15 protein-coding genes are annotated in these 15,759 nt (G+C 52.1%); 3 read left to right on the top strand and 12 right to left on the bottom strand.

The features are described 5' to 3' along the window. Nucleotides 1-70: 70 nt before the first annotated feature. The 8 genes from ccpA to aroA all read right to left on the bottom strand — a co-directional run bounded on the left by ccpA (nucleotide 71) and on the right by aroA (nucleotide 8,252). Nucleotides 71-1,078, bottom strand: coding sequence for a catabolite control protein A (ccpA, locus tag ACE41H_RS05820; protein WP_375353915.1), 1,008 nt, complete (start codon nucleotides 1,076-1,078; stop codon nucleotides 71-73). Nucleotides 1,079-1,176: 98 nt separating this feature from the next. Then, on the bottom strand, nucleotides 1,177-1,524 hold the full coding sequence (gene ytxJ, locus ACE41H_RS05815) for a bacillithiol system redox-active protein YtxJ (RefSeq protein ID WP_375353914.1): 348 nt from the start codon (nucleotides 1,522-1,524) through the stop codon (nucleotides 1,177-1,179). A 200-nt stretch (nucleotides 1,525-1,724) separates the two neighbouring features. Next, complete coding sequence (locus ACE41H_RS05810; protein ID WP_375353913.1) at nucleotides 1,725-2,141, bottom strand: hypothetical protein; 417 nt, start codon at nucleotides 2,139-2,141, stop codon at nucleotides 1,725-1,727. 343 nt (nucleotides 2,142-2,484) lie between these two features. Further along, nucleotides 2,485-4,218: a phosphoenolpyruvate--protein phosphotransferase gene (gene ptsP, locus ACE41H_RS05805; RefSeq protein WP_375353911.1), complete on the bottom strand. Its 1,734-nt coding sequence runs from the start codon at nucleotides 4,216-4,218 to the stop codon at nucleotides 2,485-2,487. After that, nucleotides 4,215-6,098 carry a glucose PTS transporter subunit IIA gene (locus tag ACE41H_RS05800; protein ID WP_375353910.1) on the bottom strand — a complete coding sequence of 628 codons (1,884 nt, stop codon included), beginning with the start codon at nucleotides 6,096-6,098 and terminating at the stop codon, nucleotides 4,215-4,217. Before ACE41H_RS05800 ends, ptsP begins: the two co-directional genes overlap by 4 nt. A gap of 50 nt (nucleotides 6,099-6,148) precedes the next feature. Beyond that, nucleotides 6,149-6,304, bottom strand: a complete 156-nt coding sequence (locus ACE41H_RS05795; protein ID WP_375353909.1) for a response regulator — start codon at nucleotides 6,302-6,304, stop codon at nucleotides 6,149-6,151. A gap of 187 nt (nucleotides 6,305-6,491) precedes the next feature. Further along, on the bottom strand, nucleotides 6,492-6,923 hold the full coding sequence (locus tag ACE41H_RS05790) for a CoA-binding protein (protein ID WP_375353907.1): 432 nt from the start codon (nucleotides 6,921-6,923) through the stop codon (nucleotides 6,492-6,494). 36 nt (nucleotides 6,924-6,959) lie between these two features. Continuing rightward, entirely contained in the window at nucleotides 6,960-8,252 is a 1,293-nt protein-coding gene (gene aroA, locus ACE41H_RS05785) for a 3-phosphoshikimate 1-carboxyvinyltransferase (protein ID WP_375353906.1), read from the bottom strand. Nucleotides 8,253-8,415: 163 nt separating this feature from the next. Here aroA and ACE41H_RS05780 point away from each other — a divergent pair, with 163 nt between their 5' ends. Further along, complete coding sequence (locus ACE41H_RS05780; protein ID WP_375353905.1) at nucleotides 8,416-8,724, top strand: rhodanese-like domain-containing protein; 309 nt, start codon at nucleotides 8,416-8,418, stop codon at nucleotides 8,722-8,724. A gap of 202 nt (nucleotides 8,725-8,926) precedes the next feature. Here the strand turns inward: ACE41H_RS05780 and ACE41H_RS05775 are convergent, their stop codons facing one another. From ACE41H_RS05775 to ACE41H_RS05765, 3 genes are all read right to left on the bottom strand, one after another. Then, nucleotides 8,927-9,445, bottom strand: a complete 519-nt coding sequence (locus tag ACE41H_RS05775) for a shikimate kinase (protein WP_375353904.1) — start codon at nucleotides 9,443-9,445, stop codon at nucleotides 8,927-8,929. A 164-nt stretch (nucleotides 9,446-9,609) separates the two neighbouring features. After that, nucleotides 9,610-11,016, bottom strand: coding sequence for an NADP-dependent phosphogluconate dehydrogenase (gene gnd, locus ACE41H_RS05770; RefSeq protein ID WP_375353902.1), 1,407 nt, complete (start codon nucleotides 11,014-11,016; stop codon nucleotides 9,610-9,612). A 137-nt stretch (nucleotides 11,017-11,153) separates the two neighbouring features. Continuing rightward, complete coding sequence (locus ACE41H_RS05765; protein ID WP_375353900.1) at nucleotides 11,154-11,753, bottom strand: YkzI domain-containing protein; 600 nt, start codon at nucleotides 11,751-11,753, stop codon at nucleotides 11,154-11,156. 243 nt (nucleotides 11,754-11,996) lie between these two features. On the opposite strand from ACE41H_RS05765, the gene ACE41H_RS05760 reads away from it, so the two are divergent. Continuing rightward, nucleotides 11,997-12,629, top strand: coding sequence for a YktB family protein (locus ACE41H_RS05760; RefSeq protein ID WP_375353899.1), 633 nt, complete (start codon nucleotides 11,997-11,999; stop codon nucleotides 12,627-12,629). 71 nt (nucleotides 12,630-12,700) lie between these two features. Here the strand turns inward: ACE41H_RS05760 and ACE41H_RS05755 are convergent, their stop codons facing one another. Beyond that, complete coding sequence (locus ACE41H_RS05755; protein WP_375353897.1) at nucleotides 12,701-13,990, bottom strand: MFS transporter; 1,290 nt, start codon at nucleotides 13,988-13,990, stop codon at nucleotides 12,701-12,703. 196 nt (nucleotides 13,991-14,186) lie between these two features. Between ACE41H_RS05755 and ACE41H_RS05750 the strand changes: the two genes are divergently transcribed. Beyond that, a complete protein-coding gene (locus tag ACE41H_RS05750; protein ID WP_375353896.1) occupies nucleotides 14,187-15,662 on the top strand; it encodes an aminotransferase class I/II-fold pyridoxal phosphate-dependent enzyme in 1,476 nt (491 codons plus the stop codon). The last annotated feature ends 97 nt before the right edge of the window (nucleotides 15,663-15,759 follow it).

Below are 15,759 nucleotides of genomic sequence, written 5' to 3'. Positions count from 1 at the left end.
ATCCAATTTCAAAAATAAAAATGATTGAAAAAAGCCCCTTACGGAGCTCATTCAATGTTGTATGTCATGTTTAATCCAAATGACTGACGGACAGGCGCAGAATCGTTTCATGCGGCAGAATAACCCGCGGATTCTCGACATTTTCCTTCTTCATCAGTTTCGTCAAAAGACGCATGGCGACAGCCCCAAGATCATACATCGGTTGGGCTACCGTCGTCAGCTGCGGACGAACCATGGATGCCATGCGAATATTGTCCACACTGATAATGGAGAAATCATCAGGCACCCTAAGCCCCTCATCCTGAATGCTGTGAATCGCGCCAATGGCCATTTCATCTGTTGCAGCAAAGATGGCGGTTGGCTTCTTCTTCAGACCGAGGAAGTATTTCATGGCCTCGACCCCGGATTCATAGCGATAGTTGCCGATGCGAACAAGGTCTTCCTGATATTCGATCCCCGCTGCTTCGAGAGCTCTCTTATACCCCTGGAAGCGGGCATAACCGTTAGCCGGATCCTGCAGCGTGCCGCTGATCATGGCAATCTGGCGGTGTCCGTGGCGCACCAGGGTGCTCACTGCATCATAGGCGGCACTTTCATGGTCAATGTCAACGGACGGATACATGCCTTTCTCATCACTTGTCGCACACAATACGATAGGCACGGCCGCCGTCTGGAAAGCTTGAATATGCTCATCTGTTACAGTACCACCCATAAAGAGAAGTCCATCCACTTGCTTCTCCAGCAGGGTGTTGATGACGCGGATCTCTTTCTCCTTGCGCTTATCGGCATTGCACAAAATAATATTATAGTGATACATGTTGGCGATATCTTCAATTCCACGCGCGATTTCAGCAAATATGGAATTGGATATATCGGGAATCACAACGCCGACCGTCGTGGTTTTCTTGCTCGCCAGTCCGCGTGCAACCGCATTCGGCCGGTATCCCAGCCGCTCGATAGCCTCATATACTTTCTTTCGGGTTTGCGGTTTTACATTCGGGTTATTGTTGACTACACGGGATACCGTCGCCATTGAAACGCCGGCTTCGCGAGCAACATCATAGATGGTTACCGTCACATTCCTTCTCTCCATTGCCGATAAATTTTCATTTCATACCCAGCTACCAATTAAAAACATGATACGACAAAAAACCGCATTATGCAATCAAAGTGCGGTCAGATACGGCCTAGCTCCTCCTGCAATCTGACACTTGTAATGCTGCCATGGGAGGTATCCCACACGGCCTTTCCGTCCTTGACCAGAATAACTTGTGGCGACTCATGCTTCACATTCAGCCTTGCCGCAGCCTCGTTAGAGACAGGACGATCCTCAACCACGTAAATGATACCGTATTCAACATTAGACACAGGTGCCTCTTGGAGATAGGCTTCCATCTCATAGTGCGCTCTTGCACTGATTGGACAGCGCGTACTGTGCTTGAACAGCAGCAGCGGCTTCCCGGCCGAAGCTATCAACGCACCATCCAAATGTTCGATCGTGCTCAATTTTTTCATGGTTGCCATTGGACATACATTCCTTTCCCATCAAAGAGTCTTAGGACTACGGTAAGAAACGACGTGCTTTCACAGAAGACAGACCGCTTTTGCGGAGGTTTTTCTTGCGATTAAAGAAAGCCTCAGCACCGCTGAAAACTTATACTTTCTTTAATCTTAACAAAAAGCTTATGTAAAATCCAATGATGTCCATGAAAATTTTCATATATTCATCTTTTTATGTCTGATAACAGCAGGTCGGGTGCCGCCATAGACAGTTGCTTAAGCCTGCTTTCCACCTCATTCATCCAGCGGGTATCCCCAGAATCACTGGCAAAGCGGTATAAATCAAGCAGCAAATTAATGCGCTCCTGCCTGGCCTCTTCCAGCGGCTGATCCCACTCCTCAAGCTCCTGGTCTTCCGAGTTCATGAGCACTTGTCGAATGACATCTGCCCATTCATGGATTTCCGTAAATGAAATTTGTTTTACTGCAGGTTCCTCATCCGTTGTTTTTATGAGCCTCTTGATATCATCCGCCACCTGAGCCGGTACTTCACTTTCAGTACAGCTAAGGCAGGTCAACACGGGCACATGCCTGATTTCCATCTTTTGTCCGTAAACCAAGGTCCTAAGTTCCAGGTTCATGCTTGCGCCGCATTCACAAAGCTTGCGCATTTTAACACCCCATTAAACATCATTTGCAGTTTTACGCATATGTATTTCTCTAAACTCAATTCGACCCGACTAACCTCAATTCCTTCTCTACACAAGGAATTGAACAAATTACCATAGGAGATCGAAAAATACATGTCTTTTTCTGTCGAATCAGCGCATCGCTTAAGAGTCGTGCCAGCCTGAACATGGACTTGCTATTAAAAAGGACCTCAAACCCCGCTTGGTTGCGGAAATTGAGGTCCTTTCGTTTATTTTGGACATTACGTTCTGAACTGACAGTTGGAGGCTGCTTCTTTGATGACCAAGTACGCTACTACGGATTCAAAGGCACGCCGCACGCCGCTGCCGCAAGCTTCTGCTCGATCAAGGCCGCTTTGGACAGCTTCATGCATTCCTGAGCTGTACGTCTCGCATCCGCAGCCGTCGTATTCAGCAGCCTGTGCTTGACACGAAGCAAAGACTGCGGCGACATGCTCAACTGCCGGATGCCGAGCTCCAGCCAGAGTGGGATGGAACGCTCATCTCCGGCCATTTCCCCGCACACGCTGACACTGATGCCCGCTCCTTTGGCAGCCTCGGCCGTCATGCGCAGCATGCGGAGCACCGCCGGATGATAGGGGTTGTACATATGGGCAATCTGCTCGTTCATGCGGTCGACCGCCAGCACGTACTGCACCAGATCATTCGTGCCGATGCTGAAAAAGTCTACCTCACGCGCCAGCTCCTCGGCAATGAGCACGGCGGCGGGAATCTCGATCATGATCCCCTTTTCGGTATTTTTGTTGTAGGTTATGCCGCGTCCGTCCAGCTCCTCCATCGCTTCCTTCATAACGGCCTTGACCTGCAGCAGTTCCTCGATGGAGGAAATCATCGGAAACAGAATTTTAACCTGCCCAAAGGCACTTGCCCGCAGAATGGCGGTCAGCTGGGTTTTGAACAAATCCTTGCGGTCGAGGCTGATCCGGATGCCGCGGTAGCCAAGGAAAGGATTCTCCTCCTCCTGTAGCGGCAAATAATCGAGCTGCTTATCGGCTCCGATATCAAGGGTACGAATGACGACCGGATGCCCGCCAGCCTTCTCGGCGACAAGCCGGTACACGTTAAACTGCTCCTCTTCGCCGGGGAAAGCAGGCCGATCCATGTACAGGAACTCTGTCCGAAACAGCCCGACGCCCTGAGCGCCGTTTTTGATGGCTGCCTCCATGTCCTTGACGGAGCTGATATTGGCTGACAGTCTGATCGTCTCTCCGTCCTTCGTGATGGCCTCAACGGAAGCCAGCAGCTGCAGCTGCTCCTTTTTGCGCTGCTGTTCATTCCTCAGCTCGGTATACCGCTCCAGAACAGGCTGCTCCGGATTGACGAACACCCGCCCGTTGTCCCCGTCGACAATCATCATATCCCCGGTTTGGACGGGCAGATTGCTGCTGCTTTCCAGACCGGACACCAGCGGAATGCCGAGCGCTCTCGCCATGATGGCCGAATGGGAGGTTTTCCCACCGCTCATCGTCACAATGCCCAGAACATTGCCGGGATTCAGATGCGCCAGCTGGGAGGGCGACAGCTCCTTGGCTACCAGAATGTACGGCTGCGTATCCTTCGGAAGCGTAACCTCGGGCGCACCCAGCAGATGCTTCAGCAGACGGTTGCCCACATCCTTGATATCCATGGCCCGTTCCTTCATATATTCATCGTCCAGCAGATCAAACATAGCTACAAAATGGTCGATGGCTTCCTTCACTGCCACCTCGGCCGCTTTGTACTGCCGTTCAATGATGCCGTGAACCTCATTCATGAACGCCGGATCGTCCAGAATAGCCAAATGCGCATCAAAAATACTGGATTCCTCCGGTCCGACCATTTCGCGAAATTCATTTTTGATCAGCTTGATTTCATCTTTGGAAGTACGAATGCCTTCATACAATCTTTCAAATTCCTTGGCCAGATCCACCGGGTCCATCTTCTGCTCGGTCAGGTCCCATTCCCAGCTCGGCAGGACAAAAGCCTTGCCGATCGCAACGCCCGCGGCGGCGCCAATGCCGTCTATCATGATTCTACCCCTCCAACATTCCTATCGTGCAGTACAACGGACATCACCGATGCCTGACCTTTTTTTACATGCTTAAATGGCGCATAGCTCCAGGATTTCACGCGGTCCGGATTCGTGATCACCATCGGTGTCACGAGTGAAGCAGCCTGCTCGCGGAGCGCCTGCAAATCAAATTTGATCAGCAGTTGCCCCGGCTCCACCGTATCCCCGGCCTCCACCAGGGCGTTAAAGTGCCCCTTGAGCTGGGACGTATCAATCCCGATATGGAGCAGCACCTCAATCCCCTCGGGTGTCGATATGCCGATGGCGTGCATGGTCGGATAAATATGCATAACCGTGCCGTGCACAGGCGACACCAGCTCGCCTTTTTCGGGAATAAAAGCAACCCCGTCCCCGACCAGCTTGGCCGCGAAAATTTGATCAGGCACCTCCTGGATCGGCAGCATTTTGCCCTGCACGGGAGCGTTGAACATGACCTGTGGAAGATCCCGCTCCATCAGCTTGGCGATTTCCTCGCGGATCAGCTCCGAATAGGTGCCAAATACGACTTGAACGTTGCCGCCGCCCAGCTTGATCAGTCCGGCCGATCCCAACGCTTTCATAGCACCCGTGTCGATCAGACGGTCATTGTGCACCGTAAGGCGAAGCCTGGTGATGCAGGATTGAAGCTGAATGATATTTTCCTTGCCGCCGAGCGCCTCCAGAATTAATGGAGCCCTGTATGGTATGCCCCCGGCCCAGTCGTCCAGCATGGAGCCTTCTTCCCTGCCGGGCGTCGGAATCCGGAACGTCCTGATAGCCCAGCGGAACAGGACATAATAGACAAGCCCGTACACAACCCCGACGGGAAGCAGCAGCCATGCGTTATGGGACAGATGAAAATTAAGCACATAATCGATAAATCCAGCCGAATAAGAGAACCCGTGCCTGATGTCCAGCGCATAGGTGACCCACATTGCAATTCCGGACAAAACAGCATGAAGCATAAACAGATAAGGAGCAGCGAACAGGAACGCAAACTCAATCTGCTCCGACACACCGGTCAGAAAGCAGACGAATGCGGCGGTAAGAAACGTTTTTCGGATTTTCGGCTTCAAATCCTCCCTGGCCTCATGTATGATGGCCAGCGCAATCGCAGGCAGGGCAAACATCATGATCGGGAATAAACCGGACATGAAGTATCCCGCAGTCGGATCTCCGGCAAAGAAGCGCGGCAGGTCCCCCTGCACCAGATTTCCATCAGGTGTCTCGTATGTACCAAGCTGAAACCAGAATATGTTGTTAAGCAAATGATGCAGCCCAAACGCAACCAGAATCCTGTATAAGACGCCATACAAAAATAAACCGAAGCCGCCCATCATACCTTCCATGGAGGCAAGCCGTACAAGAGCGCCCTGCAGCACAGGAGCGATGCCCAGCATCAGAAAAGCGAATACGGCCGAAAAAAGGCCGATAAACAGCAATACAAACCGCGATCCGCCGAAAAACTGCAGCACCTCCGGCAGCTTGATGCTCTTAAACCGGTTATGCGTAAACCCGGATATCACGCCCAGAATAATACCTATCAGTGTGGCGGGATGCACCGTCCCGCTTCCGAAATGCTTTGTTACCTGATCATATATCGCCATTCCGGCCAACGCGGCCAGTCCGGCCTGCCCCGCCTGATTGGACATGCCCAGAGCCACGCCGACAGCAAAGATATAAGGCAAAAAATTAAAAATGCCGTGACCTGCGGCTTCTGCCACTTCACCGACGGCGGGCAGCCCCCAGCCTGCCCAGGGAAGGCTCGCCAAACTCAGGAGAATAGCCGCCGCCGGCAGTACCATCGTCGGAAGCATAACGGCACGCCCCAGCTGCTGAAGCGATCCGAGCCAATTCATGGCGATCCTCTCCTTTCTACCACTGATGGTAAGGTGTAGGGAAGTATTTGTCAAAGTCTGAATTCCACTCCTGCTTTGATGCCGAGCGCCGATAGGCCATTGTCCGCCGTTCCAATCATTTCTATCCCGTACTGCCCCCAATCGATCATCGTTTTCAGGCCCTGCAGCACGATGTATTCATCATCGAACACTACAGCTTTGAGCATGCTTATCTCTCCCTTTCCACGATACTTGGAACTCATTCATTCGATGGTCATCCAGCTTTGTGGAACTATTATAACAATTCAATCATAAATCGGATTGATCTAGAACTATGACGGCGTTACTTTCTTGAGACAGAGAATCCGAAAGAAAAAAGGAGCACATGGCCCCTCTTGATTTAAAAATATAACATTATAGTCGAACCGGGCGGGTTATGGCCTCCTCCACCTTGATGCAGCGGTCCATAATGACGGTCATCCCGTGCTCGCGGGCGATGGCCGCGGCCTCCTCGCTCACGATGCCAAGCTGCAGCCATAATGTCCGGGCATTGACCGCTGCCGCATCTCTGGCTACATCCGCACAGTATTCGCTGCGGCGGAATACGTTGACCAAATCGATCGGCTCTGGTACATCCTGCAATGACGCATAACAGGTTTCACCCAGGATCTTCTTGCCCGCTGCCGCCGGATTAACCGGAATGATCCGGTAGCCTTTGCTCTGCATAGCCCCTGCAATCATATAGGAGGTGCGGTCCGTTTTATCCGACAAGCCTACTACCGCGATATTGCCCACCTGCTCCAAAATTCGCTTGATGTCCTCTCGTGACGGATTTTCGAATGCCATGGAAAATTCCCTCCTTGAATCACTTATGCCGCTATATTATTTTACCCATTCCACATTGGCGCCAAGCGCGGTCAAATGCTCAAAATATTGCGGATAGGACTTCGCCACATGGTGCGCATCACGGATGACGAGCGGCTGCTTCGCCCGCAGGCCGACCACTGTCAAAGCCATGATGACCCGGTGGTCGAAGTGTGCGTTAATTTCCACTCCGCCTTCCACACCCTCCGGACGGCCGTGAACGATAATCTCCGCTTGCCGTTCCTCCACCTTCGCCCCTGCCTTCGCCAGTTCGGCCAAGTAATCCGTGATGCGGTCACATTCCTTGTAGCGCAGGTTCTCCACATTGTAAAAGCGCGAGGTTCCCTCGGCAAAAACAGCCGCCGCCACCATAGCCAGTACAGCATCCGTTGCCGCATCACCGTCGAACTCCACCGCCTTCAGCTTGCCGTTGCCCTGCACGTGCACGGTATCGTGCTCATGTGTCAAGGGCACACCCATCATTTGCAGCACATCCACAATCGCCCGCTCTCCCTGCTTGCTGTTTACCATCAGCCGTTCAAGCGTCACATCCGACTGTGTTACGGCCGCCGCCGCCAGGATGGCGGCGCTTCCCGGGTAATCACCTTGAACTGTATAGCTCTGCGCCTGGTAGGACTGCCGGCCCGGCACCTTGAATGACATGTAGTCATCGCTCGCCTGGATCGTAATTCCGGCCTGCTCCAGCACCTCCAGCGTCTGGCCGATGACGACCTTGGACTTCAGGTCATTCAGCACTTCGATCTCGCTGTCCTCCTCCAGCAGCGGGGTCAGGAACAGCAAAGCGCTCAAATATTGCGAGCTGACCGAACCGGACACCTGGATCTTTCCGCCCTTCGGCTGCCCGCCCCTGATCTGGATCGGAAGCCGGCCCTGCTGATGCTCCACTTCCACACCGAGCTGTCCAAGCGCGTCAATCAGATCGTCATGCGGCCGCTTCCCAAGCGATTCCGGATATGTATTGACAAAGGTCACGTCAGGCAGAAAGGACGCAATACCCATGAGAAAACGAAGCACCGCCCCCGCGTTGCCCACATTCAGCTCGGACACGTGACGCGGATGGCGTCCGAAACCTGTGATAACGATTTTCTCATCATCTTCTTCAAGCACGGCACCCAAATCCTTAATGCAACGGCGCATCGCATCGCTGTCTTCGCTATGAGCAGGATAATAAATCGTGCTAGTGCCATCAGCCAGCGCGGCAGCCAGCAAATAGCGGGTGGTGTAGTTTTTGGAGGACAGGGCTCCGAATTGTCCCTTCAGGGAAGATGCAGGTTTTACGATAACATCCATATATCAATAAGCTCCTTCGATCTGATTTGGCGCAATGACCACAGTCTGTATCCGTTGACAGGACGGCTTCCGCTTGTCTACACTGTTTATAGTGCGCTTATGATTATAATCACACAATTGCATTCAACATTTATAATAAAACCAAGGAAAAGAGGACTCAACCATGAACCCAATCCCTCAAATTGAACCCGCCGAGCTCAGGCAGCGCCTTCAGGCGGGAGAGCTGCTGAATCTGATTGACGTCCGGGAGGATGAAGAAGTGGCCGCCGGCATGATTCCGGGTGCCAAGCATATTCCCATGAATCAGATTCCGGCGAGACTGGAAGAAATCGACCCGGATCAGGAAGTCATCTTCATCTGCCGCAGCGGCTACCGCAGCGAGCGGGTCTGCGAATATCTGCAACAGCACGGTTATGACAACTGTATCAATATGACCGGTGGCATGCTGCAATGGTGGCATGAAGAAGAGTAACCGGCTGCTCTTATCCGAAAGACGGGAGGATGTCCCTAAGGTCCGTTAATTGAGGCCCACTGTCTGTTGTGCGGCGCTCCGAGAACGAAGCATTCCTCCAATCGCTGTTGTCCCCGGATTTTTTCATTATTTTATTATTTTATTTTTATAATGAAAGAAACTCGGGGACAAAGGCGAACGTTATAGGCTCGTCTTTAAAAGCTTAGACGCGGTAATGCGCTAAAATCAATTCCGCCACTTCGCCAGCATCCACACCCGTCGTATCGATCGTGACGTGAGCAAATGAATAGGCATCCTTGCGCTCCTCCATGATCTTCCTCACCCGACCTTCCACATCGCCCGCCAGCAGCGGCCTGTCTGCAGATAAACTGACCCGCTCCACGATGCTTTCCGCCCGGGCCGACAAGGCCACGACATAGCCGTTATGGAACATTGCCCGGCAGTTTCCCTCTTTCAGTACGGCGCCGCCTCCGGTAGCAATGACCTGACCGCTGTCTTCCAGCACCTTGTGCAGTACGGCGGTCTCCGCATCTCTGAAGTACGCTTCGCCTTCATTGGCGAAGATATCGGGTATGGTTCTTCCCTCCCGGCGCTCCAGCTCGGCGTCCAGATCCACCATACGATACCCCAGCTTGGCGGCAAGAAGAGTCCCGACGGTAGACTTTCCCGTCCCCATCATGCCAATCAGGATGAGGTTCCGGTTCTGAACCGAATTTTCCACGTATGACACCCCTCTGGTCGCTCCATAAATTATATAAAATAAAGATATGTAATAATCATAACACAGGGCTGAAACTTTAGACAATCCAGGCATACGAGCAAAAAAAGACCCGGTGCAGCCAACTGCCTGTCAGGCTGCATCGGGTCTTGGTCATCATTCGGAGCTTAGAACCACTGATGGTGGAAGACGCCTTCCTTATCCACACGCTGGAATGTATGGGCGCCGAAATAATCGCGCTGCGCCTGCAGCAGGTTTGCCGGGAGACGCTCTGTACGGTAGCTGTCATAATAAGCCAGCGCGCTGGAGAAGCCAGGCACCGGAATACCGTGCACAACAGCGGCGGAAATCACTTTGCGCCATGCGTCCTGGTATGTTTCCACGATATTTTTGAAGTACGGATCAAGCAGCAGGTTTTTCAGCCCAGAGTCACGGTCGTAGGCATCCTTGATGTTCTGCAGGAACTGCGAACGAATAATGCAGCCGCCGCGGAAAATCATGGCGATATTTCCGTATTTCAGATCCCAGCCGTACTCGTCGGAAGCTGCGCGCATTTGGGCGAAGCCTTGGGCATAAGATACGATTTTGCTGGCGAACAGCGCTTTGCGCACGTTCTCGATAAACTCTTTTTTATCGCCGTCGAAGGCCGCTCCTTGCGGACCGCTCAGCACCTTGCTGGCAGCGACACGCTCTTCCTTCATGGCAGACAGGAAGCGGGAGAATACGGATTCCGTAATCATGGACAACGGCACACCCAGATCCAGCGCGCTTTGGCTTGTCCATTTGCCAGTGCCCTTTTGACCGGCAGAATCCAGAATGACATCCACCATCGGTTTGCCAGTTTCTTCATCATATTTCGAGAAGATGTCGGCCGTAATTTCGATCAGGTAGCTATCAAGCTCCCCTTTATTCCATTCCGTGAAAATTTCGTGCAGTTCTTCCGCGTTCACGTTCAACACGGATTTCAGCAAATGGTATGCCTCGCAGATCAGCTGCATGTCGCCATACTCAATGCCGTTGTGCACCATTTTTACGTAATGTCCTGCACCGTCAGGACCGATATATGTACAGCATGGGTCTCCGTTTACTTTCGCCGAAATGGCCGTCAAAATCGGTTTTACCAGCTCATAAGCACTTTCTTGTCCGCCTGGCATAATGGCCGGCCCCTTCAAAGCTCCTTCTTCACCGCCGGATACGCCCGTGCCGATGAAACGGAGGCCCTTCTCCTCCAGCAGCTTGCTGCGACGCTGTGTATCAGGGAAATAGGCGTTGCCACCGTCAATTATGATGTCGCCTTCATCCAGATGAGGAATAAGCTGTTCAATGGTTGCATCCGTCGCTTTGCCGGCCTGAACCATGATCAAAATTTGGCGGGGCGATTCCAGGGAAGCTACGAATTCCTCAATGGAAAAGGTTCCTGTCAGGTTCTTTCCTTCCGCTTCTTTTAACAGATCATGCGTTTTCTCGGGGGAGCGGTTGTACACCGAGACACTGAAGCCTCTGCTCTCAATGTTCAGGGCCAGGTTTTTGCCCATTACAGCCAGACCAATAACACCAATTTGCTGTTTTGCCATCTGGTTCCTCATCCTTTGCAACATTATTTTGTGAAATCACGTACAACTATATTTTACCGTTTTTGCGCAAAGAAGTGAACCCCTGCTCCTATGCAGAGCAAAACACCCCATTTGCATGAGGTGCAGTAAGCTGATGTTCATCCCTCCAGCATCAGCAGCTGTCTGGACAATTCCCCCAGCCGGCTGCGGCAGATGTCAGCCTTTTCTTTATTTCCGGTCTGCAGCGCGGACCACAACTCTTCCAATTCGTCATCCACTTCCATCTTGGCTAGTTGAAGCCGCAACTCTCCCTCTTTTGAAGCAAGCATCTCCTCAAGCTTCTCGGTCGACAGTTGCACCCCTTTCTGAAACAGAACTCGCTGCCTGAACCCGTTCACTTCCACAAGCCGGATCACCTCGCCGAACAAAATATTTTTCACCAGAATGTGCTGATCCTTGATACGCTTGATGATGGCATGGCCACGCGTAATCCCGATGAGATTTTCCAGCCATTCCGCCAGCTTCTCATCTTTGATCAAATAATCCCCTGCTAATTTGTAATGACCGGTACGCAGCAGCTGAAAACGGAGCTTTACCAGCTTGCGTCCCGTGCGAACCGACAAGACAAGACATTCTTCATCCTCACTCCAGTACAATGAGTAGCCTTCCTGAATGAGGTCTTTAATCAGCTTGTGGATATGCCGGCGGCTAAACCGGAGCTCCAAATTGCAGTATTCCACTTCGCAGCTCTTATTCACGGCATTCCCCTCCTTTGTGAGATCCGGATCAAGCCTGCGCGCAGGAAACGGCTGCGCCGTATGATCTTTCCCTTTACTATATTTTATACTTCATAATATGTAAGGGTACTTGGTTATTTGACTAAATTTGCTTTCCCGGGCATGGCTCATTTTAAAGATACGGCCAAGCCCCCGGCTGTATGCTATAATCAGGGAAATTCCGGTTAAAAATAATCGGGACCGAGCAAGACAGGAGGAGAAGGAATGACGTTCACCGGTTTCAATGAGCAGGATTTCGATGTATTTGAAGTGCCCGGCCTGGAGGCCAGAATGAAAGTGCTGATAAGCAATGTGCGGCCGAAGCTGGAAGCCATCGGGGAACAATTGGCCCCTTTTATGACAGATCTGTGCGGTGAAGAGATGTTCCCGCATGTCGCCAAGCATGCGCGCCGGACAGTGAATCCGCCTAAGGACACCTGGATTGCATGGGCGCCGAGCAAGCGGGGGTATAAAGCGTATCCTCATTTTGAGGTAGGCATGTTCGCTTCCCACCTCTTCATTGTGTTCGCTCTTATATATGAAAGTCCGAACAAGGAAGTGTTCGCCAGGCAGCTGGACAAGCAGCTCCAGGAAATCCGCGGCCACTTGCCGGGCAATTATTACTGGTCCATGGATCACATGGCGCCGCAAGGCATTGCTCATGCCGAAATGACAAAGGAGCAGTTCCGCACCCTGATCCAAAAGCTCGCCACTGTCAAAAAATCCGAGGTGGTATGCGGTATGCGGCTTGAACGGAATGACCCGCGTGTACAGGACGGAGAACAGCTGCTGAAGCTGGTCCGGTCCACTTTCGAGCAGCTGCTGCCTCTGTACAAGATGGCAAGCCATCCGGAATAATCCTGGCGTACATATCACAGCAAAAGAAGCGTTCTTCCCCATGGGAATGAACGCTTCTTTTGCTGTGTCTGTTAAGAGGCCGTGCTCTTACTCCGGTATGGACGGCGCTCAAGCAGCAGATGGCAAATGAACAGCAGCAGCATCACAACGCCGCTCGTGATGAAAGGGGCCGTATGCCCGACATGGTCCCACAGCGTGCCGGAGACAATCGGTCCGACAACCAGCCCCGAGCCTTGAAGTGTAAGGAAAAAGCCCCATACCGTACCACGTTCGCTTCCCGGAACCAAGCCTGCGAGAAACGTATTCCACGCCGGGAGGATCAGCGCATAGCTAAAGCCGATTACACAGACGGCCAAAAATATCATCGGGATCGTGGAAATACCCGCAAAGGTAAACAAGGTAAGACCGGCAAGGCCAAAACCGACATGCAGAAAATACCGGGGCCCGAACCGGTCCACCAGTTTGCCCAGCGGAATAAGCGCAAGTATAGTTATGCCGCCACCTGCAATCAACAGCGCGCTATACATATTGGGCGAGATACCCAGATCCGTTCTGGCATAAAGGGTGAGCACCGGACTGAGCAGCCCCAGAACAAAGGACTGTAAAAACAGCGCCGGATAAAGAAGCGGATTGACCTTCAGATGGGTTTTGATAAAATCCAGCGTGCTTTTCAGGTTGTTCGACATTTGCTGCAGCCTGCTGCCAAGCGTCAAAGGCGCTCTCCCCTCGTCCGCCGCTTTCCCGCGCACGGCCGCTTCCTTCACCGGTTTCCGGCCAGGCAGCAGCAGCGCCACCAGGAGCATCAGGATGGAACACCCGGTCAATATCATAAACACAATGCTGTACTCTTGCCCTGTTCTGGCCGTGACGAAATTCATAATGATAGGCCCAAGCCCCGTTCCGCCCAGTACAGCGATTTCAAGCGTCCCCATAGCTGCACCATTGCTGTTGTTTGGCCCCGAAATCTCCGTTGTTCCGGTCATGGCGCAAGGCCATAGCGGTGAGGTGCCGATTCCCAAGAGCAGACAGGCCAACACCAGCCAGAAGGAGCTTGAAAAAAAGCTCATCATCAGCACAGCCGCAATCGTCACAATGAGAGCCGCCGCCATTGTTCCTCTGTATCCCATCCGCTCGGCCAGCCATCCTGCCGGCACACGGAACAGGTTATCGCCAAGATACTGCAGCGAGAAGGCAAGGCCGATCACTCCGGCGGAAAGGCCCAATGAGTCGCCCATATATACAGGCAGTATGGAAACAAGCAGCGATCCCTTCAAAAACTCTACCAAAAAAACGAGCACCCACAGAGCTATAAACAAGGGCGACAGCAGCCGCCCCGTTGCGCGTTTACTGATATTCTCCATCTTCTTCACATCCTGCTTCAGTTGTTAGGAAATCTGCATCAATCATTTGCTTGCATTCCCGCTTCATTTTGCTATACTCAATTTTGTTTATAAACTGCGTAACACTCCAAATTACGATACAAAAAGACAATAACAAGACGACGTGCCGCAAGCAAGCATCAGGCACGCGTTCATAAGAAAGGTTGTGACAAAGCTGATGGATCACCGCCAGACACCGCTGTTTAGCGCTTTAAAAAAACACGCAGACAGCAATCCGGTACAATTTCACATCCCCGGTCATAAAAAAGGTATGGGAACAGATCGGGAATTCCGCGAGTTTATCGGGGATAATGCCCTTTCCATAGATTTGATCAATATCGCGCCGCTGGATGATCTGCATCAGCCGACCGGCGTCATTGAGCAATCACAGATTCTGGCGGCCGATGCTTTCGGTGCGGATTATACGCTCTTCAGCGTGCAGGGCACCAGCGGTGCGATCATGACGATGATCCTGTCCGTCTGCTCGCCTGGCGATAAAATTATCGTGCCACGCAATATTCATAAATCGATCATGTCCGCGATTATTTTCTCAGGCGCAAAGCCGGTCTTCGTCTCTCCTGCCAGAGATGAAAATCTTGGCATTGATCACGGCATTACGACAAGCTCCGTCCGTCGCGCCCTGGAACGCCATCCGGATGCCAAGGGTGTCCTGGTCATTAATCCGACCTATTTCGGCGTGTGCGCCAACCTTAAGGAAATTGTCGATCTTGCCCACAGTTTTGATGTGCCGGTGCTCGTGGACGAGGCCCATGGTGTGTTGATCCATTTTCACCCTGATCTGCCAATGTCAGCCATGCAGGCCGGAGCCGATATGGCAGCAACGAGCGTGCACAAGCTGGGCGGCTCCATGACGCAGAGCTCTGTTCTGAATCTGAATACGAAAAACGGTTATGTGAATCCGCAGCGTGTGCAGACGATCATCAGTATGCTGACAACGACTTCTACGTCTTATATTTTGCTTGCTTCCCTCGATACGTCACGGCGCAACCTGGCCCTGAACGGACGTCAGATGGCGCAGCATGCGATCGACCTGGCCCAGTTCGCGCGCAGTGAAATCAATAACATCCCGGGTTTATACTCCTTCGGCGATGACATTCTTGGCGGGGAAGCGACCTTTGATTACGATCCGACAAAGGTAACCATCCACATCCGCCATCTCGGCATCACCGGATACGAAACGGAAAACTGGCTGCGCGAGCATTACAATATCGAAGTCGAGCTTAGTGATATGTATAACATTCTCTGCCTGATTACTCCAGGTGATACACAGGAATCCGTCCAAACGCTGCTGGAAGCGCTCAAAGAGCTGTCCTCCCAATATTACAAGGATGGGCAAGCCCATGAACTGATCGTGAAAATACCGGAAATTCCACAGCTGTCCCTGATCCCGCGTGATGCGTTTTACGCGGATACTGAGGTTATTCCTTTTAAAGAATCTGCTGGCCGCATTATTGCCGAATTTATTTATGTGTATCCGCCGGGCATTCCGATCCTGCTGCCAGGGGAAGTGATTTCACAGGAAAATATCGACTATATTGTAGAGCATGTCGATGTCGGCCTTCCCGTTAAAGGTCCGGAAGACCGTAATATTAATCAGGTTAAAGTCATCATCGAAGCTGATCCGATATTTTGACCCTATATTTACAAAGAGCCAAGCCTGCGGGCTTGGCTCTTTGATTTACTGATAGTTTTGGTCACAGAGCACGCGGCGGCTTATGAAAAGAGGCCCC

The sequence above is a fragment of the Paenibacillus enshidis genome (genome assembly GCF_042136365.1).
In the GTDB taxonomy this organism is placed as follows: Bacteria; Bacillota; Bacilli; order Paenibacillales; family Paenibacillaceae; genus Paenibacillus; species Paenibacillus enshidis.
This window is presented reverse-complemented; position numbering and strand designations above follow the sequence as displayed.

Excerpts from the sequence above, each read along its gene's own strand:
- ytxJ (WP_375353914.1), bottom strand. The coding sequence starts at position 1,524 with ATGGCAACCATGAAAAAATTGAGCACGATCGAACATTTGGATGGTGCG.
- ACE41H_RS05810 (WP_375353913.1), bottom strand. The coding sequence starts at position 2,141 with ATGAACCTGGAACTTAGGACCTTGGTTTACGGACAAAAGATGGAAATC.
- ptsP (WP_375353911.1), bottom strand. The coding sequence starts at position 4,218 with ATGATAGACGGCATTGGCGCCGCCGCGGGCGTTGCGATCGGCAAGGCT.
- ACE41H_RS05800 (WP_375353910.1), bottom strand. The coding sequence starts at position 6,098 with ATGAATTGGCTCGGATCGCTTCAGCAGCTGGGGCGTGCCGTTATGCTT.
- ACE41H_RS05795 (WP_375353909.1), bottom strand. The coding sequence starts at position 6,304 with ATGCTCAAAGCTGTAGTGTTCGATGATGAATACATCGTGCTGCAGGGC.
- ACE41H_RS05790 (WP_375353907.1), bottom strand. The coding sequence starts at position 6,923 with ATGGCATTCGAAAATCCGTCACGAGAGGACATCAAGCGAATTTTGGAG.
- aroA (WP_375353906.1), bottom strand. The coding sequence starts at position 8,252 with ATGGATGTTATCGTAAAACCTGCATCTTCCCTGAAGGGACAATTCGGA.
- ACE41H_RS05780 (WP_375353905.1), top strand. The coding sequence starts at position 8,416 with ATGAACCCAATCCCTCAAATTGAACCCGCCGAGCTCAGGCAGCGCCTT.
- gnd (WP_375353902.1), bottom strand. The coding sequence starts at position 11,016 with ATGGCAAAACAGCAAATTGGTGTTATTGGTCTGGCTGTAATGGGCAAA.
- ACE41H_RS05760 (WP_375353899.1), top strand. The coding sequence starts at position 11,997 with ATGACGTTCACCGGTTTCAATGAGCAGGATTTCGATGTATTTGAAGTG.
- ACE41H_RS05755 (WP_375353897.1), bottom strand. The coding sequence starts at position 13,990 with ATGGAGAATATCAGTAAACGCGCAACGGGGCGGCTGCTGTCGCCCTTG.
- ACE41H_RS05750 (WP_375353896.1), top strand. The coding sequence starts at position 14,187 with ATGGATCACCGCCAGACACCGCTGTTTAGCGCTTTAAAAAAACACGCA.